Below are 23,022 nucleotides of genomic sequence, written 5' to 3' on the forward strand. Positions count from 1 at the left end.
TTGCGTCTCAGACGTGAGGGGCGGGAGGCGGTGAGGCCGGCGGGGGCGCGGCCGTGCCGGCGGGCGCGCCGGTCAGCGTGCGGATCAGCCGCGCCAGTCCGTGCACCGGCAGGTCGATCCAGGTGACCCGATTGTCGGCCTCGTACTTGACCTCGTAGGCGGCGCGCTCGAGCAGGAACAGGTCGAGCAGCGGCTGCATCTGGCCGGGAGCGGCCCACGGGTGCAGCGCGGTCTCGGCCACCTCGCGGTAGCCGCCGAGGAAGGCCTCGGTGGCGGTCTGGCGGAAGCGCTCGAGCAGGCCTTCGCGCCGCTCCGCCTGCGCAGGCGGCAGCGTCGAATGCGTGCGCTCGCTGCGGTCGGTGCCGACCGTCGCGGCGGCATAGTCGAACGAGCGCAGGATGCCGGCCACGTCGCGCAACGGCGACGTCTTGCGGCGGCGGTAGGCCAGCGGCAGGCCCGGCTCGCCCTCGAAGTCGATGATGTAGGTGTCGTTCTGCGCGATCAGCACCTGGCCCAGGTGCAGGTCGCCGTGAATACGCGTCTGCAGGCTGCCCGGTGCCGCCGCGGCCAGCGCGGCGACCAGCTCGGGCAACCGTTCGCGGCTGTCGAGCACCGCCTGCACGTCGGCGCGGTAGCGCTCGCCGATCGCGCCCTGCGGCGGCTGGCCGGCGCCGGCGCTCATCAGCTGCAGCGCGGTGTTCAGCGCGGCCATCGCATCGTCGGTCCACTCCCGTACCTGCGCCTCGCCGGCCGGCACCGGCGCGAAGGCCTCGTCTTCGCTGGGCCGCGCCAGCACCGCGTGCAGCTCGGCCAGGCGCCGGCCCAGCGTCGCCGCCATCGCCGCGAAGCCATGCATCGCTTCGGTGAACTCGTCGTCGCCGTTCTCGTTCTCCATCGGCAGCGCATCGTCGATCGCGCGGCCGATATAGTCGAGCGTCCAGTTCCAGCCGTCGCCCTGGTTCAGGATGTAGCCCTGCAGCAGCATCAGCGTATGCGGCGTACCGTCGGCGCCGGTGCGCACCACTTCGCCGAGCAGCGCGGCGGCGTTGGCATAGCCCTGCTCGGTCAGATAGCGCGTCATCTCGGCTTCCGGATGGATGCCGCCGGAGACGCGCCGCACCAGCTTGAGCACCGCCGAGTTGTTGAACGACAGGGAACTGTTCGATTGCTCCGCCGACATCCACTGGACCGGATCGTCTTCCAGCGCCAGCGCCGCCAGGCCCGGGCCGCCCCGGAAGTGGATCTGCCCGTGCGGCGTGGCGATCTCGGTGCCGGCGCGCAGCGCCTTGACGACCTCGCGGGCGAAGCGTTCGACCACGAAGCCGTCGGTCGCAAGGCCGACCCGGCTGCCGCGGCGCACGCGCGCCATCGCGAGCCCGTGCGCCAGTTGCGGCACGCTCGCGCCGGGCGCGTCGTGGTCCCACAGCACGCTGACCGGCAGCTGGTAGCACTCGCTGCGCCCCTGCAGCGCGACCTCGACCTCGGACAGATAGATCGCTTCGCCGGGCGCGGCGGCGCCGAACGGCACCGCATAGGCAATGGTGACGCCCTGGATCTTCTCGCTCTTGGCGCCGAACCAGCGGCGCCGCGCGATGTAATCGGGCAGTACCTCGTTCGACAGGATGCGACGCGACGCTTCGGTCAGGTCGGCTTGCGCGGTGTTTTGCATGATCAGCGTGATCAGCTCGGGCATCTGCTGCGGCGCGTCGACGTGCCAGGACGGCGGCTGCGCCTCGGTGGACAGCACGAACCAGTAGAAGCCATAGGGCGGCAGCGTCAGCAGATAGGTCAGCTGGCCGATTGCCGGGAACGGGGTCGCGCCGAGCATCTCGACCGGCACCCGGCCCTCGAACTCGGACAGGTCCAGCTCGACGGCCTGCGGCGCGCGCGACAGATTGGCCACGCAAAGAATGTGCTCGCCCTCGTATTCGCGCAGATAGGCCAGGATCTTCCGGTTGCCGGGGAACAGGAAGCGGAAGCTGCCGCGGCCGAACGCCCGGTGCTGGCGCCGCAGCGCCAGCATGCGGCGCATCCAGTTGAGCAGCGAATGGGTGTCGCGCGACTGCGCCTCGACATTGACGGCTTCGTAGCCATACAGCGGGCCCTGCAGCGGCGGCAGCACCAGCCGCTCGGGATCGGCATGCGAGAAGCCGCCGTTGCGGTCCGGCGACCACTGCATTGGCGTGCGCACGCCGTCGCGGTCGCCCAGGTGGATGTTGTCGCCCATGCCGATCTCGTCGCCGTAGTAGATCACCGGCGTGCCGGGCATCGAGAACAGCAGGCTGTTCATCAGCTCGATGCGGCGCCGGTCGCGCTCCATCAGCGGCGCCAGCCGGCGGCGGATGCCCAGGTTGATGCGCGCGCGGCGGTCCGACGCATAGACCTCCCACAGATAGTCGCGCTCGCTGCTGGTCACCATCTCCAGCGTCAGCTCGTCATGGTTGCGCAGGAAGATTGCCCACTGGCAGTTCGGCGGAATTTCCGGCGTCTGGCGGATGATGTCGGTGATCGGGAAGCGGTCCTCCCGCGCGATCGCCATGTACATGCGCGGCATCAGCGGGAAGTGGAACGCCATGTGGCATTCGTCGCCGTGCGCGGGCCGCTCGCCGGTGGCCGGCGCGCCGCCGAAGTACTGCTGCGCATCCTCGGGCCACATATTGGCCTCGGCCAGCAGCAGCCGCCCCTGGTAGTGGTCGTCCAGATGCTTGCGGATCTGGCGGATCACCGCATGGGTCTCGGGCAGGTTCTCGTTGCTGGTGCCCTCCCGCTCGACCAGATAGGGCACGGCGTCGAGCCGCAGCCCGTCGATGCCCATATCGAGCCAGAACCGCATCACCGACAGCACGTCGCGCAAGACCAGCGGATTGTCGAAGTTCAGATCCGGCTGGTGCGAATAGAAGCGGTGCCAGAAATAGGCCCCGGCCACCGGGTCCCAGCTCCAGTTCGACTTCTCGGTATCGCAGAAGATGATGCGCGTGCCGCTGTAGGCCTGGTCGGTGTCGGACCAGACGTAGTAGTTGCGCGCGGCCGAGCCTGGCTTTGCATGGCGCGCGCGCTGGAACCACGGATGCTGGTCGGAGGTATGGTTGATCACCAGCTCGGTGATCACGCGCAGCCCGCGCGCATGCGCCGCCGCGATGAAGCGCCGCGCCTCGGCCAGCGTGCCGTATTCCGGGTGGACATTGCGGTAGTCCGCGATGTCGTAGCCGTCGTCCCGGCGCGGCGATGGATAGAAGGGCAGCAGCCAGATCGTGTCGACGCCGAGGCTGACCAGGTAGTCGAGCTTCGCCAGCAGCCCGGCGAAGTCGCCGACCCCGTCGCCATTGGCGTCGTAGAACGACTTGATGTGCAGCTGGTAGATGACCGCGTCCTTGTACCACAGCGGATCGGCGTTCAGCAGCGCGGTGCTGCCGCGCTCGGAGAGGCGCTTCATGCAGACTCCTCGCGTCTTGGCTTGACATGCCACAGGGCGAACGGCAGCGCGTGCGGATCGAGCCGGATGCGCTGATGCTTGCCTTGCCACTGGAAGCGATGGCCGTGCATCAGATCCTCGGCGGCCAGCGCGCCGTGATCGGGCAGGCCCCACTCCCACAGCGGCAGTTCGATATCGGCCTCGCGCACCGCGCGCGGGTCCAGGTTCACCGCGGCCAGCAGCACGTCGTCGCCGAAGCCCGCGTCCGGGTCGTGCGAGGTCGGCACATAGCGCGCGAAGTACAGCACCGCGTCGTCGCTGGCATGCAGGAAGCGCAGGCCGAGGTGGTTCTGCAGCGCCGGATGGCTGGCGCGGATCTGGTTCAGCCGCGTGATCTCGGCAACGATATTGCCGGGCCGGTTCCAGTCCCAGGCGCGCAGCTGGTACTTCTCCGAATCGAGATACTCCTCCTTGGTCACGCCGTTGACCACCAGCGGCGTGCCTTCGCACAGCTCGAAGCCGTTGTACATGCCCCAGAGCCCGGACAGCAGCGTTGCCAGCGCGGCGCGGATCAGAAAGCCGGGCCGCCCCGAGTCGTGCAGGAAGTAGGGATTGATGTCCGGCGTATTGACGAAGAAGTGCGGGCGGAAGTATTCGCGCAGCGGCGTGCGCGTCAGCTCGGTCATGTACTCGATCAGCTCGCGCTTGTGGTTGCGCCAGGTGAAGTAGGTGTACGACTGGCTGAAGCCCAGCTTGGCCAGCCGCGCCATCATCTTCGGCCGCGTGAAGGCCTCGGCCAGGAAGATGGTGTCGGGATGGCGCTCGCGCACGTTGGCGATCATCCATTCCCAGAACGGCAGCGGCTTGGTATGCGGGTTGTCGACGCGGAAGATGCGCACGCCTTCGTTGACCCAGAACATCACCACGTCGCGCAGCGCGATCCATAGCGCGGGTGCGGCGCCGCCCTTGGCGTAGAAGTCGACGTTGACGATGTCCTCGTATTTCTTCGGCGGATTTTCCGCATAGCGCAGCGAGCCGTCGGGCCGGTGCGCGAACCATTCGGGATGCTGGCGCAGCCACGGATGGTCGGGCGAACACTGGATCGCGAAGTCGAGTGCCAGCTCGAGCCCCGCCTCGGCGCTGGCCGCGCGCAGCCGGCGGAAGTCCTCGATCGTGCCCAGTTGCGGGTGGATCGCGTCGTGGCCGCCCTCCGGCGAGCCGATCGCGTACGGGCTGCCCGGATCGTCCGGTGCGGCCCGCAGGCTGTTGTTGCGGCCCTTGCGGTTGGCATGGCCGATCGGGTGGATCGGCGGAAAGTACAGCACGTCGAAGCCCATCGCGCGGATGGCCGGCAAGCGCGCGATCACGTCGTCGAAGGTGCCGTGGCGCTCGGCATCGCCGCTCTGCGAGCGCGGAAACAGCTCGTACCAGCTGGCGAAGCGCGCCGCCAGCCGGTCCGCCTCGACCGGCATCGCGACCGGATGGCGCGTGGCGAAGTGGCGCGGGTCGGCTGCCTGCATCAGCGTGCGGGTATGCGGCGACAGCAGGATCTCGAGGCGGCGCAGGTCGTCGCCGGCGGCCGCCTCCAGCTGCGCGGCGACGTCGCGCAGTGCGCGCGATGCTTCGCGCTCACCGCTGCGGCCGTGCCGCAACGTATTGGCGACCAGGCGCGCGCCTTCCTCGATTTCCAGCGTCACGTCGACGCCGGCCTGCTTCTTCTTGGTGACCTCGTCGCACCAGGTGGCAAACGCATCGTGCCATGCCTCGACGGTGAATTCGTGCCGGCCCAGCGCGGTCAGCGCGAAGCTGCCGACCCAGCGGTCATTGACGGTGGGCACCATCGGCGCCTCGTGCCAGCTTTGCTCGCCGGGGCCGCGCCACAGCACGACGGCGGCGAGCTTGTCGTGGCCGTCCATCCAGATATCGGCGCTGACCTCGACGCGCTCGCCGGTCACCCGGCGCACCGCGAAGCGGCCGTTGTCGCAGGCCGGGGCGATGTTTTCGATGGCGATGCGCGGCGCCTGCACGGCGGCGGCGACGCTGCGTTCGAGCGCGGCGCGCACCGAGGCGCCGAAGCGCTTGCCCTCGCGCCGGGCCGGCTCGGCCAGCGCCGCCGACGGGGCGGCATGGAACAGCTGGACGCCGGCCGGAGCCAGCGTGATGTTGTCCAGCGCATCGAGCAGCGTGCCCGCCTCGACGCCGCCGCCCGGTCCGCCGTCGGCGGCCAGCAGCGTGCCCGCGCCATGCGGCAGGGCGCTGAGGATGCGATCGGCGCCGAGGCTGGCCGGCTGCTGCGTATCGGGATTGATCACGATGGCCAGCGGCAGCGGCGCGCCTGCGGCGGGCATCGGCAAGCGCGCCAGCGCGATCAGCGTGCCATCGGCGCCGCTCAGCTGGCGCACGGCCAGCGCAGGAGCCGGACCGCGCGCGGCGATCCAGGCGTTGGCATGGATCAGTTCGTGCGACAGGTCGTAGCTCAGGCCCGGGTCGGCATCCCCATCGCCATCGCGGAGGCCGGGCCGGTCGTCGGGCTGGTCGCGCGGAGGGTCGTCCTCGCAATCGCCGCCGCCGCATTCGAAGCCGGCGGGCACCAGGATGCCGTCGCCCAGCGCTGCCGCGGTCCACAGCGCGCGCCGTGCGGCCAGCGCGTCAAGGCCCCGGGCCTGGATCGCCGGCGCCGCCAGCACCGCGCCGAAGGGGCGCAGCCGGGCGATTTCCTCGGCCAGCCAGGGGCTGCGGTAGTCCCACCACGGCAGCGAGCAGAAGGCGCCATCGAAGCCCCCGCCGCTCAGATCGGCCAGCTGCGCCGGGCTGGTGCCGGGCGTCCACGCCAGCATCAGCGGCGGGCGCCGTCCGCCCGTGTGGCTGCCGCCCGTGCTTGTGTCACTGGTGCCCTTCAACGCGGCGCTCAGCCTGGCCCAGTGCCGTCCCGCCACGCGGGCCGGCGCCCGGCACACATAGCCGGCGATATCGAGCTCGGCCAGCCCCTGCAGCCGCTCGGTCCACCACGACACCAGCGCGGCGGCGACCCCTTCGTCGTGCCAGCGCAGCCGTGCGCCCGGCAGATGGTTGTCGGTGTCGCGCGGATCGAGCATCGCGCCGTCGTGCCGCCAGAGCGGATCGATCGGCGCGGCGCTGTCGGGATAGCGGTCCAGCGCCAGTTCGAGCAGGCAGGCGAGCCCTTGCGCCCGGCAGTGGGCGGCGAGCGCGGCCAGTGTCTCGGGCGGGGTATGCAGCGCGGAGGCGCCTGTCAGCAGCACATGATCGAAGCCGAGCGCCTTGGCCCGGGCCAGGGCCCCGAGGGTGCCGTCATTGGCCTGGTGGACAACATTCGGATCGATCTGGCAGATGCGCACGGATTGGCTCGTCGGAGGCGATGGACAGTCCGGGCACTGATGCGAAGCGCGTGCCAATATACCGCCGCGTCGGACAAGCACCGACGCGGCGGCGGAGCCGCCCTTGCCGGGCAAGGCATCGCGCAGGATTGCGGCAAGGACGCCGCTTGCCGATATGACAAGCCACGAAATGTGGCCTGTAAAAACTACAGTGCCGCGCTGGCAGAAAGTATCCGAAGGCGTATCCGCCGCGTGTATCCGCGGCAAGTATTCGAGCCGTCGGCGGGACCGGGTTCAGGCGGCCGGACGTCCGGTCGCCGCACCGCGCCGGCGCCGGCCGCTGCTGGCGGGCCGCCGTGCGGCCGCAACGGGGCGGCCGCCGTCTCCGTCGGCGGACATCGCGGCAACCGCGGCGCCATCGACTGTGGCCGCGGCCGGCAGCGCGGCGCGGCCAGACGCCGGCACGGTGCATTCACAGCTGCGGCGGCACACCAGCACGCAGCCATGGCCTGGCTGCCGGCAGTAGTCGCGATGCAGCACCGCGGCAACGATGGCCGGATGGCAGGCCATCAGGCCCGGATAGGACTCCAGCGCCCACGGCCAGGACAGGCCGTCGTCATGCAGCACCAGCAGCGCCTGCGGCGGCCAGCCGGTTTGCGCCTGCGCCAGCGGCCCGCGCACCATCGCGCCGCCGTCGACCAGGGCCTCGCGCTGGCGCAGCAACGGTTGCACCGCGATCGGGCCCGTCACTTCGGTGCCCGCCTGTATCACGCAGGCGCAGAAGCGGCCCGCACCGCCGACGCGGACGTGTCCGGCCTGCGCTTCGATCTGCGCGGCCGCCAGCGCCATGTCGCCGCCTCCGGGCAGCGTGGCGCGGACGCGATCGATCTGCTGCATCTGGGCACCGAAGCCCTGCAGAGCGGCGACGCGCCGCGCCGCTTCCGCGCCGCGGCCCAGTCCGAGCACCACCGTCGACAGTCCGCGCGCCGAATGGATGTTCAGACCGCCCGGGGCCGGATCGCCGTCGGACGGTGCCCATACGACCCCCACCGCCACGGCCGGCAGCGTCACCGGGCCGGGCCGATCGGCGGGGGACAGCGTCATCCGGATGACCGAACCGGCCGGGCTGTCGTATCGATCGAGCGCGGTCACCAGTTCGTACAGCGCGGCCAACCGGCCGCCCGCGCGGGCGCCGGCGTGCCTGCCATCGCCGCCTCGCGATGAATCGCACGCGCCATCGCGGGGGCGGGGCCGGTCCACCGCAAGGATCTCGACCTGCGGCGCGGCGGCGCCAGTGACCTCTTCCTGCAGCGGCCGCAGGTGCAGCACACCTCCGCCGGCGTGGCCGAGCATGCCGGTGGCCGCGGCGACCGCTGCGCGGCCGAGCCGTTCGGTGGCGATTTCGCCGAAGCCGCAGCGCACCGCCAGTTCCGTGGCCGCGTCATGCGCGTGCGCGAGGTCGTCGGTGCCGTCGATCGCAAGTCGGGTCTGCATGGCTGCGTGGTGCGGTGAACAGGCGCGATCAGGTCTGGCCGGCGCGGGCTTCGCTGCCCTGCGCCGTGCGTTTGCCCAGCTCGGCAAACAGCGTGACGATCTGCTGGTTGAACGCCGGGATGTCGTCCGGCTTGCGGCTGCTGACCCAGTTGCCGTCACGCACGACCTCGCGGTCGACCCATTCGCCGCCGGCGTTGCGGATATCGTCGGCGAGCGACGGCCAACTGGTCAGTGTGCGGCCCTTGACCAGCCCGGCGGACACCAGCAGCCACGGACCGTGGCAGATCACCGCGATCGGTTTGCCGTCGTCCTGCATTTTCTTGACGAAGCGCTGCGCGGCCTGGTCCATGCGCAGCGCATCGGCGTTCATGGTGCCGCCGGGCAGCACCACGCCATCGAAGTCGTCGGGATGGGCGTCGGCCAGCGTCGCCTGCACGCCGAAGCGGTCGGCCTTCTTGTCGTGCTGGGCGCCTTGCACCTCGCCATCGTGCGGCGCAACGATGACGGTTTCGGCACCGGCCTGTTGCAAGGCCTGGCGCGGGCCTGTCAGTTCGACCTGCTCGAACAGGTCGGTGACCAGGAACGCGATGCGCTTGCCGGTCAGCGGATGATTGGCGTCGGGAGACGTGTTCCGGTTCATGTTGCGGTCCTCGTTGCGGTCCTCGTTGCACAGGGAAGTCGATACGTCGATTCATCGAATCGCCGAGATGGAGCCGGACGCGGCCCGACCTTGTAGCTTTTGCGGCCGGCGGTAAAAAAGCGCTCGCCGCCGCGCCGCCGGTCTTGCGGGATGGCGGCGTCCGTGCCCACTTCGGTCCAGAGCGGCAAGAAGCGTGCCCCCGAGGCGCAGGTGCCGGGCCACGTCGGCCGCAGTCCGATGGGCCCGCAGCGGCCGCTGGCATAACATCGTCTTATCGATGTGCCGGCCGATGGACTCGTCGGCAAGGCCATCGCAGCCGGAGTCCGCACCCCATGGACCTTGTCGTAGCGCGGCCCGAGGGCCTGTACTGCCCGCCGGGCGACTTCCATATCGACCCGTGGCGCCCGGTGGCGCGCGCGGTTATCACGCACGCCCATTCCGACCATGCGCGCGCCGGCAGCGGCCACTATCTGTGCGCGGCGCCAGGACGCGGCGTGCTGCTGTCGCGCCTGCCCGATATTCATCTGGACAGCCTCGGCTATGGCCAGGCCATCGTGCACAACGGCGTTCGCATCAGCCTGCATCCGGCCGGGCACGTGCTCGGCTCGGCCCAGGTCCGGCTCGAGTACCGCGGCCAGGTGTGGGTGGCATCGGGCGACTACAAGCTCGCGCACGACGGCACCTGCGCGCCATTCGAGCCGGTGCGCTGCGATACCTTCATTACCGAGAGCACCTTCGGCCTGCCGATCTATCGCTGGCAGTCGCAGGCCGAGCTGATGGCGCAGATCCTGTCGTGGTGGCGCGCCAATGCCGAACAGGGCCGGGCCAGCGTGCTGTACTGCTACGCCTTCGGCAAGGCGCAGCGCATCCTGCATGGACTGATGACGCAGGCCGGCGAAGCGGGCCTTCCCGGTCCCATCGTCGAGCATGGCGCGATGACCGCGTTGAACCGGGCCTATGCCGCTGCCGGCGTGGCGTTGCCGGCGACGATGCATGCCTCGGAACTGCCGGCACGCAGCCCGCTGCTGCGCCATGCATTGGTGATTGCGCCCCCGTCGGCCCAGCGCTCGCCGTGGCTGCGGCGCTTCGGCGATGCCTCGCAGGCCTTCGCCAGCGGCTGGATGCGGATTCGCGGCACGCGCCGGCGGCGCGGCGTCGATCGGGGCTTCGTCATTTCGGACCATGCGGACTGGCCCGGCCTGCATGCCGCCATCGAGGCAACCGGCGCGCAGCGGGTCTTCGTCACGCACGGCTATGTGCATGCGATGGTGCGCTACCTGTGCGAAAGCGGGTTGCAGGCGCAGGGTTTCGAGACGCAGTACGGCGACGAGGAGGATCACGATCGGGACGAGCCGGATGGTGCGGCCGGTGCCAGCGGCGAGGGCGGAGCAACCGGCCAGGCGGCGGAGGCAGCGAACGGCGAAATGGAGCCCAATGCGGACGCAAATGCAGACGCCAATGCGGACGCAAATGCAGGCGGCAAAGCGGGCGGCAAAGCGGGCGCCGTTTCCGCCGGCACGAGGGAGGCATCGTGAAGGCCTTCGCCGAGCTCTACGCCGCGCTCGACGCGACCACCTCGAACAACGCCAAGCTCGCAGCGCTGCGCGGCTATCTGCAGGCCGCGCCGCCGGCCGATGCCGCCTGGGCGGTCTATTTCCTCGCCGGCGGCAAGCCGCGCCAACTGGTGCCGGTGGCGATGCTGCGCACGCTGGCCGAGCAGGCGGCGCGCCTGCCGACCTGGCTGTTCGAGGAGAGCTACCAGGCCGTCGGCGATCTGGCCGAAACCATCGCGTTGCTGCTGCCCGAGTCCGAGCATACCGACGATGCCGGTCTGGCCGAATGGGTCGAACAGCGGCTGCTGCCGCTGCGCGGCCTGCCGCCCGACGTGCTGCTGCCCAGGCTCGACGCGCTGTGGCGGCCGCTCGATGCGCAGGCGCGGCTGGTGCTGTTCAAGCTGATCACCGGCGCCTTTCGCGTCGGGGTCTCCCGGCTGCTGGTCACGCGCGCGCTGGGCGAGGTGGCCGGCATCGATCCGAAGCGCGTGGCCGAACGGATGGTCGGCTATACCGATATCTCGGCGCGGCCCGATGCCGAGCACTATCTGGCGCTGATTGCGCCGGACGGCAGCGGCGGGCACGGCCAGGACCTCGGCGATGGGACGAACGTCCCGCGCGGCCGGGGCGGCCAGCCTTATCCGTTCTTTCTGGCCCATCCGCTGCAGGCCCCGCTCGAGCAGTTCGACGCGGTGCTGGGCCCGGTCTCGCAATGGCAGGTCGAATGGAAATGGGATGGCATCCGCGCGCAGATCGTGCGGCGCGACGGCCAGACCTGGATCTGGTCGCGCGGCGAGGACCTGATCACCGAACGCTTCCCCGAACTGGCCGAGGCCGCCGCGCCGTTGCCGGACGGCACCGTGATCGACGGCGAGATCGTGGTCTGGCGCGACGATCGCGTGCAGCCGTTCGCCTTGCTGCAGCAGCGCATCGGCCGCAAGAACCTGGGAGCGAAGCTGCTGCGCGACGCGCCGGCGGCGCTGCTGGCCTATGACCTGCTCGAATGGCAGGGCGAGGACTGGCGCCGCCGCGCACAGGGCGAGCGCCGTGCCGCGCTGGAGCGCGTGCTGGCCGCGCATCCGCATCCGTCGCTGCGGCTCAGCCCGCTGGTGCAGGCCGAGGACTGGCCGGGGTACGCTGTGCTGCGCGAGTCGTCGCGCGAGCTCGGCGTCGAGGGTTTCATGCTGAAGGCGCTCGATGCCGCCTATGGCGCTGGCCGGACCAAGGATGTCGGCGTCTGGTGGAAATGGAAGATCGATCCGTATGCGGTCGATGCGGTGCTGATCTACGCGCAGCGCGGCCACGGCCGGCGCGCCAGCCTGTACACGGACTTCACCTTCGCGGTATGGAGCGCGCCGCCGGGTACCGAGGGCCGGGTGCTGGTGCCGTTCGCCAAGGCGTATTCGGGCCTGACCGATCAGGAGATGCGGCAGGTCGACGCGATCGTGCGGCGGACCACCATCGAGACCTTCGGGCCGGTTCGCAGCGTCGAGCCGACCCAGGTGTTCGAGCTGGGCTTCGAAGGCATTGCCCGCAGCAGCCGGCACAAGAGCGGCATCGCGGTGCGCTTTCCGCGGATGCTGCGCTGGCGTACCGACAAGACGATCGACGAGGCCGACACGCTGCAGACACTGCAGGGCATGCTGCCCGCCGGCGAACGAGGGAAGGCGGCATGAACGCGCGCGTCGCCGATGCGCCGGCCGTGCCCGCCGCGCCGCTGGCGCAGGCGCTGCCGCAATGGTTCGCGCGGCGCGGCTGGCAGCCGTTTCCGTTCCAGCAACAGGTGTGGCAGGCGATCGCCGCCGGCCGCAGCGGCCTCGTGCATGCGACCACCGGCACCGGCAAGACCTATGCGGCATGGCTCGGCGCGCTGCTGCGCCATGGCGAGCCGGCGGCGCAGTCTTCCATTGCGCCGCCGCTGACCGTGCTGTGGCTGACGCCGATGCGCGCGCTGGCCGCGGACACCGCGCGTGCGCTGCAGGCGCCGCTGGCCGAGCTCGGCCTGAACTGGACCGTCGGCCTGCGCACCGGCGACACGGGCAGCAGCGAGCGCGCCGCGCAGGCGCGGCGGCTGCCGACCGCGCTGGTCACCACGCCGGAGAGCCTGTCGCTGCTGCTGACGCGGGCCGATGCCAGGGAAGCGCTGGGCCGCGTGCGCATGGTCGTGGTCGACGAATGGCACGAGCTGATCGGCAACAAGCGCGGCGTGCAGGTACAGCTGGCGCTGGCGCGGCTGCGCCGCTGGTGTCCCGATCTGGTGGTCTGGGGTTTGTCGGCCACGCTGGGCAATCTCGAACACGCCAGCGAGGTGCTGCTGTCCGGCATGCCGGCCGATCGGCGCGAACTGGTGCGCGGCAAGATACCGAAGCAGCTGATCGTCGATACGCTGCTGCCTGACGCCGCCGGACGCTTTCCGTGGGCCGGGCATCTGGGCCTGTCGATGCTGCCGCATGTGGTGCGCGAGATCGAGGCCAGCAGCACCACGCTGGTGTTCCTGAACACCCGCTCGCAGGCAGAGCGCTGGTACCTGGCGTTGCTGGAGGCGCGGCCGGATTGGGCGGGACAGCTGGCGCTCCATCACGGCTCGCTGGATCGCGACGTGCGCGAATGGGTCGAGGCCGGCCTGAAGACCGGCACGCTGAAGGCGGTGGTGTGCACCTCCAGCCTGGATCTGGGCGTCGACTTCCTGCCGGTCGAGCGCGTGCTGCAGGTCGGCTCGCCCAAGGGCGTGGCACGGCTGCTGCAGCGTGCGGGACGCTCCGGCCACGCGCCGGGCCGGCCGTCCCGCGTGACGATCGTGCCGACCCACAGCCTCGAGCTGGTCGAAGCGGTGGCGGCGCGCCACGCGGTGATGGCGGGGCGCATCGAAGCGCGCGAGTCGCCCGACAAGCCGCTCGACGTGCTGGTCCAGCATCTGGTCACGGTGGCACTCGGCGGCGGCTTCGTTCCCGAAGCGCTGCTCGACGAAGTGCGCGGCGCCTATGCGTACCGCACGCTGACCGACGCCGAATGGCAGTGGTGCCTCGACTTCGTGCGGCAGGGCGGCAGCAGCCTGTCGGCCTACCCGGACTACCGGCGCGTACAGCCCGACGAGCAGGGCGTCTGGCGCGTGCCGGACGTTCGCCTCGCGCGCCGCCACCGGATGAGCGTCGGCACCATCGTCAGCGATGCAACGATGCAGGTACGCTACTGGAGCCGCGCCGGGCGCGGCGGCGCGTCGCTTGGCACGGTCGAGGAAGGCTTTATCGCGCGGCTGTCGCCGGGCGACTGCTTTCTGTTCGGCGGCAGGCTGCTGGAACTGGTGCGCGTGCAGGAGATGACCGCCTATGTCCGCCGTGCCGACAAGGGCCGCCCCGTGGTGCCGCGCTGGAACGGCGGACGCATGCCGCTGTCGACCGAACTGGCCGATGCGGTGGTCGCGACGCTGGAGGACGCCGCCGCTCGCCGGCTCGATCCCGCGGACACGCCCGAGCTGCCATTGATCCAGCCGCTGGTCGAACTGCAGCAGCGCTGGTCGGCGCTGCCGACGCGCACCACGCTGCTGGCCGAGACGCTGAACTCGCGCGAGGGCTCGCATCTGTTCCTGTATCCCTTTGCCGGCCGCTCGGTGCATCTTGGGCTGGGCAGCCTGCTGGCGTGGCGGCTCGGCTCGCAGTTGCCGACGACGATTTCGGTTGCGGTCAACGACTACGGGCTGGAACTGTTGTCGGCCGCGCCGCTCGACTGGGCCCGCTGGCTGCCGCTGGTGCTGGCGCAGGAGCGGCAGCGCGATCTGGTCGCCGACGTGCTGGCCAGCCTCAATGCCGGCGAGCTGTCGCTGCGGCGCTTTCGCGAGATCGCGCGGGTATCGGGGCTGGTGTTCCAGGGTTATCCCGGCGCGCACAAGAGCGCGCGGCAGTTGCAGGCATCGTCGAGCCTGTTCTACGAGGTGTTTCGCAAGCACGATCCAGAAAACCTGCTGCTGGGCCAGGCCGAGCGCGAGGTCCTGAACCAGGAACTCGACGCCGCGCGCCTGTCGCGGACGCTGGATCGGCTCGCCGGGCTGCGGCTGGACTTGCGCGTGCTGAAGCGGCCGACGCCGCTGTCGTTCCCGCTGATCGTCGAATTCCTGCGCGAGAAGCTGAATACCGAGAAGCTGGCCGACCGCATCGCGCGGATGCTGGCCGATCTCGAACGGGCGGCGGGGCCGGAGGGCGAGGGCGACGAAGTATTGGTGCCGGCGAACGAGCCGCCGCCCGATCGCGTCGCGGAGATTGCGCGCTTCGGCATGGCCGATCATGCCGGCCGCTCGTCGTCGCCCTCATCATCGTCATCGTCCCGGCGTCGGCGCCCGCGCAAGGTCTCGAAGCCGCTGCCGCCGCTATGAGCGTGCCGATGTCATCCGCTTCTTCGTCCGCACGGCAGGTGGAGGTCGCCGGCGAGACGCTGTGGCTGCTGCCCGAGCGCGCGCTCTGGTGGCCGGCCGCCGCGATGCTGCTGGTGGCCGACGTCCATTTCGGCAAGGCTGCCGCCTATCGCGCGCTGGGTCAGCCGGTGCCCGCCGGCACCACGCGCGACAACCTGGCACGGCTGGCGGAGCTGGCGGCGCGCTATCCCGCGCGCGAGCTGGTCTTTCTTGGCGATTTCCTTCATGCCCGCGCGAGCCGCACGCCGGCGGTGCTGGCGGCCCTTGCGGATTGGCGCCGTGGGTTGCCATCGACGCTGCGCTGCACGCTGGTACGCGGCAATCACGATGCGCGCGCCGGCGACCCGCCGTCCTCGCTCGATATCGCGGTGGTCAGCGAACCGTGGCGGCGCGGCCCGTTCGCGCTGTGCCACCTGCCGGGCGCGGCAAACGGCGGCTACGAACTGGCCGGGCACCTGCATCCGGCCTATACGCTGCGCGCCGGGTCCGATTCGGTCCGGCTGCCTTGCTTCGTCTTCGATGCGCATGCCGGCATCCTGCCGGCGTTCGGCGCCTTTACCGGCCATGCGCCGGTCAGTCGGGCGCCGGACCGGCGCCTCTATGTCGTCGGCGACGGCCGGGTCTGGACGGTGCCGGCGCGCTAGCGTAGCGGAAGAAGGCGTCGAGATCGGCCTCATGGGTGCCAGGTGGCCGGCGCGTCGATGCGCGGCGCCGGCCGCTGGCTTCCCGCCATCGCATAGGAGAGCCGGTTCGCCGCCTCCACCACGGTCTTGGCCATCTTCAGCAGCCGGGCCTCCGTCAGCCGGGAGGTCGGGCCGGAGATGCAGATCGAGCCGAGCAGCCGCCAGTGCAGCCCGAACACCGGCGCCGCCACGCTGGACACCTCGGGCTCGCGTTCGCCCATCGAAAGATGAAAGCCCCGCTGCCGGATGGCTTCGTACGGCCGGCCTGACGCCCCGGAGAAGGCCAGGATCACGCGGCCCGGCGCGCCCTTGTCCAGCGGCAGCGTGGAACCGATCCGCACATGGTGCCGGATGGCCTGCGGCCCTTCGACGCGCAGCAGGCAGGCCCGTTCGTCGCCCTCCCGCACGTAGAAGGACGCGCTTTCGCCGGTCTTGCGCGACAGTTCGCGCAGTACCGGCTCGACCACTTCCTGCACGTTGAACGTGGCCTGATAGCAGGCGCCGAGCCAGCCGGCCGCGCGCCCCAGTCGCCAGTTTCCGTCCTCCTTCTGCACCAGGTAGTTGTGCGCGGCCAGCGTTCTGGCAAGGCGCAGCACGGTGGTCTTGTGGATTCCGGTGCGCCGGCTGATCTCGGCCAGCGGCAGATCGGCGTCGTTGACGCCAAACGCTTCCAGCACCATCAACGCCCGCGAGACGGCCGTCACGCCGCCCCGGGCGTCGTCGTCGTCGCGCTCCGCGGAGCCCTTCATCGCGTCCCCTCTGAAATGAAGTGCGTTTTGCACAATGCAACGGCATTGTATGAGGTGAAACGACGCAACACAATGCATCAAAACCATACGGAGACAACCATGCAAGGGCCCTGCCGCTTACCGATCGCCGCCATCTGCCTGGCAACCGCGTTCGTCACTTCCACCGCTGCCGCCGCCGCTCCCGGCTATCCCGCCAAGCCGATCCGGGTCGTCGTGCCGTTTCCCGCGGGCGGCGGGACCGACATCATTGCCCGCGAGGTCGCGAACCGGGTGGCGCTGTCGACCGGATGGACCTTCGTCGTCGAGAACAAGCCCGGCTCGGGCGGCAACCTTGGCATCGATGCCGTGGCCAAGGCGGCGCCCGATGGCTACACGATCGGGCTGGGCCAGACCAGCAATCTGGCGATCAACGCCACGCTTTATCCGCGCCTTCCCTACAAGCCGATGACCGACCTCGCGCCGATTGCGCTGGTGGCCAGCGCGCCGCTGGTGCTGGCGACGTCGACGACCTCGCCCTACAAGACCCTGGGCGAAGTCATCAGCGCCTCGCGTGCCAAGCCATCGGCAATCAATTTCGCCTCGCCGGGCAACGGCACCGTGGCACACCTCGCCGGCGAGCTGTTCCAGAAAACGGCTGGCATCGAGCTGACCCATATCCCGTACAAGGGCGCGTCGCAGGCGGTCAACGATCTGATCGGCGGCCAGGTCGACCTGTACATGGCCTCGGTGCCAAGCCTGCTCGGCCATATCCGCAACGGCAAGCTGCGCGCGCTGGCCGTTACGTCGACCGGCCGCGTCGCGGACCTGCCGCAAGTGACGACCTTCGCCGAATCCAACGTGAAAGGCTTCGAGGCCTCGACCTGGTTCGGTTTCGTGGCCCCGGCCGCTACGCCCAAGGACATCGTCGTGCGCCTGAATTCGGAGTTCAACAAGGCGCTGCAAGCGGCGGAGCTGAAGAAGAAGCTGAACGACCAGGGTGCAACCGTTCTCAGCGGTACGCCCGATCAATTCGGCGCGCTGATCCGTCAGGACATCGCGCGCTGGGCGGCGGTCGTCAAGGCGTCCGGAATCACGCTGGATTGACGTCTCCGGTCATCCCGCCCGCCGTCGCCATTCGATCGATCCGATTCCATCCGATTTCATCCCACCCTTTCTGCCTCACGGAGTAGCACCATGGCCCTGCCCAACATCCTGAAGTCGTTCGAGCGCGTGTCGCCCGATATCGTCGCGCGCGCCGCCCGATTTCAACCCGCCATCCTTGCCGACGTCGCGGGTCGCCGCGGTGCGGTGCACGGCCGCATCAAGCCTCTGCGTCCGCAGATGAAGCTGGCCGGCCCCGCATTTACCGTGGAAGTGCGGCCCGGCGACAACCTGATGATTCACGCGGCGCTGGCACTGGCGCAGCCCGGCGATGTGCTGGTCATCGACGGGAAGGGCGACCAGACCTCGGCGCTGATGGGCGCGATCATGATGAACGCGGCGCGGCAGCGCGGTCTTGCCGGCGTGGTGATGGATGGCGCGGTGCGGGACAGCCTCGAGATCGAGGCGCTCGATTTCCCGGTGTTCTCGGTTGGCACCAATCCCAACGGTCCGACCAAGGAAGTGGCCGGCCGCATCGGCCACCCGGTCTCGATCGGCGGCGTCACCGTGAATCCGGGCGACTTCGTCAGCGGCGACGCCGATGGCCTGGTGGTGGTCGAGCGCGAGAAGATCGAGTCGCTGCTGCCGCTGGCCGCGCACAAGGAAGAGGCCGAGGCCCGCCGGATTGCGCAGATTCGCGAGGGCAATACCAATGCGCCGTGGCTGGCCGCCGCGCTGGTGACCGCGGGCGTGCTGAAGGAAGGGGAGGTGCTGTAATGACCCGCTCCGTCATTCTGGTCACCGCCGCCGATCTCGCGCAGCCGGCGCTGGACCTGCTGCGCGACTACGACGTCGTGTTCGCCGGCAAGGCGCCGCAGCCCGACGATCTCGTGGCGCTGGCCCGGCAGATCAATCCGGCCGGCATCATCGTCCGCTACGGCAAGGTGGGGGCCGACATCATGGACGCCGCCCCGGCGCTGAAGGTCATTTCCAAGCATGGCAGCGGCATCGATGTGATCGACCAGGCGGCAGCCGCCAAGCGCGGGATCGCGGTGAAGGCCGCGGTCGGCGCGAACGCGGCGGCCGTCGCCGAACATGCCTGGGCGCTGATCCTTGCCTGTGCCAAGTCCGTACCGCAACTGCATGACAGGATGCGGGCCGGGCACTGGGACAAGGCCACCCACAAGACGATCGAGCTGTCCGGCCGCACGCTGGGTATCGTCGGCCTCGGCGAGATTGGCCGCCGCGTGGCGGTCATCGGGCAGGCAATGGGCATGCGCGTGCTCGCCTTCGATCCCTTTGCCCGCGCGGTGCCGGAGGGCGTCGAACTGGTGGAACTGCCGGTGCTCTATCGCAACGCCGACGTGGTGTCGCTGCATTGCCCGCTGACGGACGAGAACCGCCGGATGCTCGATCGCGGAACGCTGGCCACCTTCAAGGATGGCGCGATCCTCGTCAATACGGCGCGCGGCGGACTGATCGACGAGGCGGCGCTGGTCGAGGCGATGGCGTCCGGCAAGCTGTATGCGGCCGGGCTCGACAGCTTCGAAACAGAACCGTTGCCGTCATCTCATCCGTTCCGCGACGTGCCGCAACTGATTCTGTCGCCGCACATCGGCGGGGTCAGCGATGCCGCCTACGTGAAGATGGGCATCGGTGCCGCGCGCAACGTACTGGACGTGCTGGAGGCCACGGTCGCCACCTGAGGACTTCTTGCCGCTGGCGCCGCCATCGCGCCGCGCCAGCCGCGACACAAGATCGCCGCGGCCAACCGCGTTATGGAGACAACTGTGAAAACCACTTACCGCTTGGCTGCCGCCGCAGCCGCTATCGGCCGCACCATGCTGCTGGCCACGACCCTGACCAGCGCCGGCGCCGCGCTTGCAGCCTATCCCGACAAGCCCGTCCGCATCATCGTGCCCAACCCGCCCGGTGGAGCGGTCGACGTCGTGACGCGCAAGGTGGCGCAGCAACTGTCGGTCCAACTCGGCCAGAGCTTCGTCGTCGAGAACAAGCCCGGCGCTTCGGGCACCATCGGCACCGGCACGGTCGTCAATGCGCCGGCCGACGGCTATACGCTGCTCGCCAACGATAATTCGTACACGACGCTGCCTTACGTGTTCCGCAAGCTGAATTGGGATCATCAGTCCGCGCTGGTGCCGATCGCACCGTTTGCGTTCTCTCCGGTGGTGCTTGGCGTCAAGGCGGATTCCCGCTTCAAGGACCTGGCCGCGCTGGTCGCCCACGCGCGGGCGCACCCGGATACCGTGACGTTCGGCTCCGGTGGGGCCGGCAGCGCGCCGCACTTCGCGACCGAGGCGTTCCAGCAGGCCGCCGGCATCCAGCTGAGGCATGTACCGTACAAGGGCGCCGGAGACGCCATGGTCGGGCTGTTGTCGGGCAACATCGACGTGCTGGTGCTGTCGACGCCCAGCGTGCTGTCGCAGGTCAAGGGCAAGCAGATCCGCCTGCTCGCGATCAGCGGCAAGCAGCGGGCGGCAGCGCTGCCCGATGTGCCGACTTTCGCCGAGGGCGGCGTGCCGGGCTTCAGCCAGTTCAACTGGTCGGGGCTGGCCGCGCCGAAGGGGACGCCGCCCGAAGTCGTGCAGACGTTGCAGAAGGCAGTTCACCAGGCGCTCAGCACGCCGGACATCAAGGCGTTTCTCGCCAATATGGGTTCTCAGCCAGGCAATCTCGACACCGCCGGCTTTGCCAGCCTGATCCAGCGCGAGACCGCGCAATGGGCGACGGTGGCGCAGCGTGCCAACATCGAGAAGCAATGAGCCGGCGCGGGCCGACGGATAACAGGGAGCCGAACCGATGCTGTTACTGACCCAACCTGCGCTGCGCGATGCCGAAGTCTTCACGTCGCTTCCCGATGTCCTGCGATGCCGGGGCGTTGTCTCCGATTGGGCGCGCGCCAATCGCGGCGGCGCCGCGATCGACGCCTTCCTCGAAGGGCCGGTTTGGGCCAACGGCTGCCTGTGGGTCACCGACATCCCGTTCGGCCGGATCTTCCGGATTTCGCCACGGGGCGATTGGGAACTGGTCGCGCAGTACGACGGCGAACCGAACGGCATGAAGTGGCTCGGTGGCGATGCGTTCCTGATCACCGACTACCGCAACGGGCTGATGCTGCTCGATGCCCGCTCGGGCACCGTGCGGCCGTGGCTGGAGCGGCGCAACAGCGAGCGCTTCCGCGGCGTCAACGACCTGACCTTCGACTCGCGCGGCAATCTGTACTTTACCGACCAGGGGCAGACCGGCATGCACGATCCGACCGGCCGCGTCTATCGGCTGGCGCCGGACGGCAAACTCGACGTGCTGATCTCCAACGCGCCGAGCCCGAACGGACTGGTGCTGTCGGCGGACGAAACCGTGCTGTTCGTCGCCATGACGCGGGGCAACTGCGTCTGGCGCGTTCCGCTGCAGGCCGACGGTTCGGTCAGCAAGGTCGGCCAGTTCTTCACGAGCTACGGGCCCAGCGGCCCGGATGGCCTGGTGATGCGTGCCGACGGTCATCTGCTCGTCGCCAATCCCGGCTTGGGCTATCTGTGGGTGCTGAACCCGCGCGCCGAGCCGGTAGAGGTGATCCGCAGCCCCGCCGGGACATCGCTGACCAATGCCTGCTTCGGCGGCGACGATGGCAGCACGCTGTTCATGACCGAATCGACCTCCAGCTCGATCCTGCGGATCGAAATGCCGCAGGGCGGCGCGCCGGTGCATGGCGCGGGGAGCGGCCGGTATGGCAGGTGAGGGCGCCGCGTTGGCGCACGCTTGCGATTGCCACATGCACGTCTACGACCGTCGCTACCCGGTCGCCGCCGGTGCGACGCTGCGGCCGCCGGACGCCACCGTGGCGGCGTATCGGATCGTGCAGCGAGCACAGGGTACGACGCGGACGGTCGTCGTGACACCGTCGACCTACGGCAGCGACAACCGCTGCACGCTGGATGCAATTGCGCAATTGGGCGCGGAAGCCCGCGGCGTGGCCGTCGTCGGCGCGGACGTGGACGATGCCGAGCTGGACCGGCTGCATCGAGGCGGCATCCGTGGGATCCGTTTCAACCTGACGATGCCGGGGCCGGTCGATGCCGGTGCGTTGCCGGCGCTGGCCGCGCGCATCGCGCCCTTGGGCTGGCACGTGCAGCTCAATCTGCCGGCGGGGTGGCTGCCCGATATGGCCACGACGCTGCGGCGGCTGCCGGTGCCGATGGTGTTCGATCACTACGGCCATTTGCCGTTCGGCACCGCGGAGGCCGAGCGCGGCTACGGCGTGATTGCCGATCTGATTCAGGCCGGCAAGGCATGGGTCAAGCTGTCGGCCCCCTATATCGAGTCGCGCGATGGTCCACCGCACTATCGCGACGTCGCCGAACTGGCATCGCGGTACATCGCGCTGGCGCCGCAGCGGATGGTCTGGGGCTCGGACTGGCCACACCCGACGCTGCGCGCGGCCGGTGCCGCGCCGATCGACGATGCGGCGATGCTCGCGCTGTTTCGAGACTGGTGCGGCAACGAGGCCGTCTGCCGGCAGATTCTGGCCGACAACCCGCGACAGCTATACGGCTTCGGTCGATCGTGAAGAACATCAACGACATCAACAACATGAACAAGACAGAACAGGAGACCCTTATGGCAGGGAACCGCGGCATCCGCCGGCACCTTTGCTCGTCGCTGGCCTTCGCGATGCTTGCCGCATCCGTCGGCGCACCGCTGTCAGCCTCGGCGCAATCCGACTGGCCGAGCAAGCCGATTACCTATGTCGTTCCCTATCCGGCCGGCGGGACCACCGACATCATCGCGCGGCTGGTTGCGCAGAAGCTCGGCAAGGCGTTGCAGACCACCGTCGTCGTCGAGAACAAGCCGGGTGCCACCGGGGCCATCGGCTCGGCCTTCGTTGCGCGGGCACAGCCCGATGGCTATACGCTGCTCGGCGCATCGACGGCGTCCCATGCCATCGGGCCCGCGTTGAACCCACGGCCAACGTACGATGCCGTCAAGGGATTCACGCCGATCGCTCTGGTGGGCACGATTCCGAGCGTGCTGGTGGTCGGGGCCGACAGCCCGTATCGCGATGTCGCCAGCCTGCTTGCCGCCGCGCGCAAGCAGCCGGGCAAACTGAGCTATGCCTCCGGCGGTACCGGCACGATCCTGCAGATGTCGGCCGAGCTGCTGAAGGAGCAGCAGAAGCTGAACATCACCCACGTGCCGTACAAGGGCGATATTCCGGCGATCCAGGACGTGATGGCCGGGCATGTCGACTTCATGTTCGCACCGACGGCGCCCATTCTGCCGCTGGTGCAGTCCGGCAAGCTGCGGGCCCTGGCCGTGGCGACCAAGGCGCGCGTCGCCAACCTGCCCGCGGTGCCGACCATGGCCGAGGCCGGCGTGCCCGACTTCGAGGCGGAGCATTGGCAGGGAATCTTCGCGCCGGCGGGGACGCCGTCCGCGGTGGTGCTGCGGCTGAACACCGAGATCAACCGTGCGCTGAAGGACCCGGAGGTCGTGGCGCAACTGGATCGGCTCGGCATCAACGTAGTGGGCGGCACGCCGCAGCGGCTTGCCGACTTCCAGAAGGCGGACATCGACAAGTGGAGCCGGGTCGGGAAGGCGGCTGGCGTTGTTCTGGAATGAGGTCGGACCGGCGATCAATCGACCCCTGATCGAC

At 69.7% G+C, this 23,022-nt stretch carries 16 protein-coding genes; 11 read left to right on the forward strand and 5 right to left on the reverse strand.

Translation table 11 applies throughout. From position 1 onward, the window contains the following. Window positions 1–7 precede the first annotated feature (7 nt). The 4 genes from treS to FOB47_RS03175 all read right to left on the reverse strand — a co-directional run bounded on the left by treS (window position 8) and on the right by FOB47_RS03175 (window position 8,881). A complete protein-coding gene (gene treS / locus FOB47_RS03160; protein WP_151021886.1) occupies window positions 8–3,433 on the reverse strand; it encodes a maltose alpha-D-glucosyltransferase in 3,426 nt (1,141 codons plus the stop codon). Beyond that, window positions 3,430–6,768, reverse strand: coding sequence for an alpha-1,4-glucan--maltose-1-phosphate maltosyltransferase (locus FOB47_RS03165; protein ID WP_174779926.1), 3,339 nt, complete (start codon window positions 6,766–6,768; stop codon window positions 3,430–3,432). The genes treS and FOB47_RS03165 overlap by 4 nt, the downstream gene beginning before the upstream one ends. A gap of 273 nt (window positions 6,769–7,041) precedes the next feature. After that, on the reverse strand, window positions 7,042–8,241 hold the full coding sequence (locus tag FOB47_RS03170) for an ATP-binding protein (RefSeq protein WP_174779927.1): 1,200 nt from the start codon (window positions 8,239–8,241) through the stop codon (window positions 7,042–7,044). A 28-nt stretch (window positions 8,242–8,269) separates the two neighbouring features. Beyond that, window positions 8,270–8,881: a type 1 glutamine amidotransferase domain-containing protein gene (locus tag FOB47_RS03175; RefSeq protein WP_053824227.1), complete on the reverse strand. Its 612-nt coding sequence runs from the start codon at window positions 8,879–8,881 to the stop codon at window positions 8,270–8,272. 332 nt (window positions 8,882–9,213) lie between these two features. Here FOB47_RS03175 and FOB47_RS03180 point away from each other — a divergent pair, with 332 nt between their 5' ends. The 4 genes from FOB47_RS03180 to pdeM are packed head-to-tail and all read left to right on the forward strand — an operon-like array spanning window position 9,214 to window position 15,483. Continuing rightward, a complete protein-coding gene (locus tag FOB47_RS03180; protein ID WP_174779928.1) occupies window positions 9,214–10,416 on the forward strand; it encodes a ligase-associated DNA damage response exonuclease in 1,203 nt (400 codons plus the stop codon). Beyond that, complete coding sequence (locus tag FOB47_RS03185) at window positions 10,413–12,110, forward strand: ATP-dependent DNA ligase (protein WP_174779929.1); 1,698 nt, start codon at window positions 10,413–10,415, stop codon at window positions 12,108–12,110. The genes FOB47_RS03180 and FOB47_RS03185 overlap by 4 nt, the downstream gene beginning before the upstream one ends. Continuing rightward, window positions 12,107–14,800 (forward strand): ligase-associated DNA damage response DEXH box helicase, encoded by a 2,694-nt coding sequence (locus tag FOB47_RS03190; protein WP_174779930.1) that lies wholly within the window; start codon window positions 12,107–12,109, stop codon window positions 14,798–14,800. Before FOB47_RS03185 ends, FOB47_RS03190 begins: the two co-directional genes overlap by 4 nt. 8 nt (window positions 14,801–14,808) lie before the next feature. Then, a complete protein-coding gene (gene pdeM, locus FOB47_RS03195) occupies window positions 14,809–15,483 on the forward strand; it encodes a ligase-associated DNA damage response endonuclease PdeM (protein ID WP_244959270.1) in 675 nt (224 codons plus the stop codon). Between the two features lie 29 nt (window positions 15,484–15,512). On the opposite strand, the gene FOB47_RS03200 is transcribed toward pdeM, so the two are convergent. After that, window positions 15,513–16,271 (reverse strand): IclR family transcriptional regulator, encoded by a 759-nt coding sequence (locus FOB47_RS03200; RefSeq protein ID WP_151021889.1) that lies wholly within the window; start codon window positions 16,269–16,271, stop codon window positions 15,513–15,515. Window positions 16,272–16,370: 99 nt separating this feature from the next. Between FOB47_RS03200 and FOB47_RS03205 the strand changes: the two genes are divergently transcribed. From FOB47_RS03205 to FOB47_RS03235, 7 genes are all read left to right on the forward strand, one after another. Further along, entirely contained in the window at window positions 16,371–17,354 is a 984-nt protein-coding gene (locus tag FOB47_RS03205; protein ID WP_174779932.1) for a tripartite tricarboxylate transporter substrate binding protein, read from the forward strand. A 90-nt stretch (window positions 17,355–17,444) separates the two neighbouring features. Continuing rightward, window positions 17,445–18,128: an RraA family protein gene (locus FOB47_RS03210; RefSeq protein ID WP_053824225.1), complete on the forward strand. Its 684-nt coding sequence runs from the start codon at window positions 17,445–17,447 to the stop codon at window positions 18,126–18,128. After that, entirely contained in the window at window positions 18,128–19,057 is a 930-nt protein-coding gene (locus tag FOB47_RS03215) for a hydroxyacid dehydrogenase (protein ID WP_174779933.1), read from the forward strand. Before FOB47_RS03210 ends, FOB47_RS03215 begins: the two co-directional genes overlap by 1 nt. Window positions 19,058–19,192: 135 nt before the next feature. Then, window positions 19,193–20,134 (forward strand): Bug family tripartite tricarboxylate transporter substrate binding protein, encoded by a 942-nt coding sequence (locus FOB47_RS03220; protein WP_053824223.1) that lies wholly within the window; start codon window positions 19,193–19,195, stop codon window positions 20,132–20,134. Window positions 20,135–20,171: 37 nt separating this feature from the next. After that, window positions 20,172–21,107, forward strand: coding sequence for an SMP-30/gluconolactonase/LRE family protein (locus FOB47_RS03225; RefSeq protein WP_174779934.1), 936 nt, complete (start codon window positions 20,172–20,174; stop codon window positions 21,105–21,107). A gap of 34 nt (window positions 21,108–21,141) precedes the next feature. Then, complete coding sequence (locus FOB47_RS03230) at window positions 21,142–21,936, forward strand: amidohydrolase family protein (protein WP_174779935.1); 795 nt, start codon at window positions 21,142–21,144, stop codon at window positions 21,934–21,936. Window positions 21,937–21,986: 50 nt separating this feature from the next. Next, complete coding sequence (locus FOB47_RS03235) at window positions 21,987–22,988, forward strand: Bug family tripartite tricarboxylate transporter substrate binding protein (RefSeq protein ID WP_174780847.1); 1,002 nt, start codon at window positions 21,987–21,989, stop codon at window positions 22,986–22,988. Window positions 22,989–23,022: the final 34 nt, after the last annotated feature.

Origin of the sequence: Cupriavidus gilardii (genome assembly GCF_013347325.1) — a bacterium.
GTDB lineage: Bacteria > Pseudomonadota > Gammaproteobacteria > Burkholderiales > Burkholderiaceae > Cupriavidus > Cupriavidus gilardii.

What these genes read in the sequence shown, in the direction of transcription:
- FOB47_RS03180 (WP_174779928.1), top strand. Translation starts at nt 9,214, where the DNA reads ATGGACCTTGTCGTAGCGCGGCCCGAGGGCCTGTACTGCCCGCCGGGC.
- FOB47_RS03205 (WP_174779932.1), top strand. Translation starts at nt 16,371, where the DNA reads ATGCAAGGGCCCTGCCGCTTACCGATCGCCGCCATCTGCCTGGCAACC.
- FOB47_RS03175 (WP_053824227.1), bottom strand. Translation starts at nt 8,881, where the DNA reads ATGAACCGGAACACGTCTCCCGACGCCAATCATCCGCTGACCGGCAAG.
- FOB47_RS03170 (WP_174779927.1), bottom strand. Translation starts at nt 8,241, where the DNA reads ATGCAGACCCGACTTGCGATCGACGGCACCGACGACCTCGCGCACGCG.
- FOB47_RS03190 (WP_174779930.1), top strand. Translation starts at nt 12,107, where the DNA reads ATGAACGCGCGCGTCGCCGATGCGCCGGCCGTGCCCGCCGCGCCGCTG.
- FOB47_RS03200 (WP_151021889.1), bottom strand. Translation starts at nt 16,271, where the DNA reads ATGAAGGGCTCCGCGGAGCGCGACGACGACGACGCCCGGGGCGGCGTG.
- pdeM (WP_244959270.1), top strand. Translation starts at nt 14,809, where the DNA reads ATGTCATCCGCTTCTTCGTCCGCACGGCAGGTGGAGGTCGCCGGCGAG.
- FOB47_RS03225 (WP_174779934.1), top strand. Translation starts at nt 20,172, where the DNA reads ATGCTGTTACTGACCCAACCTGCGCTGCGCGATGCCGAAGTCTTCACG.
- FOB47_RS03235 (WP_174780847.1), top strand. Translation starts at nt 21,987, where the DNA reads ATGGCAGGGAACCGCGGCATCCGCCGGCACCTTTGCTCGTCGCTGGCC.
- FOB47_RS03215 (WP_174779933.1), top strand. Translation starts at nt 18,128, where the DNA reads ATGACCCGCTCCGTCATTCTGGTCACCGCCGCCGATCTCGCGCAGCCG.
- FOB47_RS03230 (WP_174779935.1), top strand. Translation starts at nt 21,142, where the DNA reads ATGCACGTCTACGACCGTCGCTACCCGGTCGCCGCCGGTGCGACGCTG.
- FOB47_RS03210 (WP_053824225.1), top strand. Translation starts at nt 17,445, where the DNA reads ATGGCCCTGCCCAACATCCTGAAGTCGTTCGAGCGCGTGTCGCCCGAT.
- FOB47_RS03220 (WP_053824223.1), top strand. Translation starts at nt 19,193, where the DNA reads ATGCTGCTGGCCACGACCCTGACCAGCGCCGGCGCCGCGCTTGCAGCC.
- treS (WP_151021886.1), bottom strand. Translation starts at nt 3,433, where the DNA reads ATGAAGCGCCTCTCCGAGCGCGGCAGCACCGCGCTGCTGAACGCCGAT.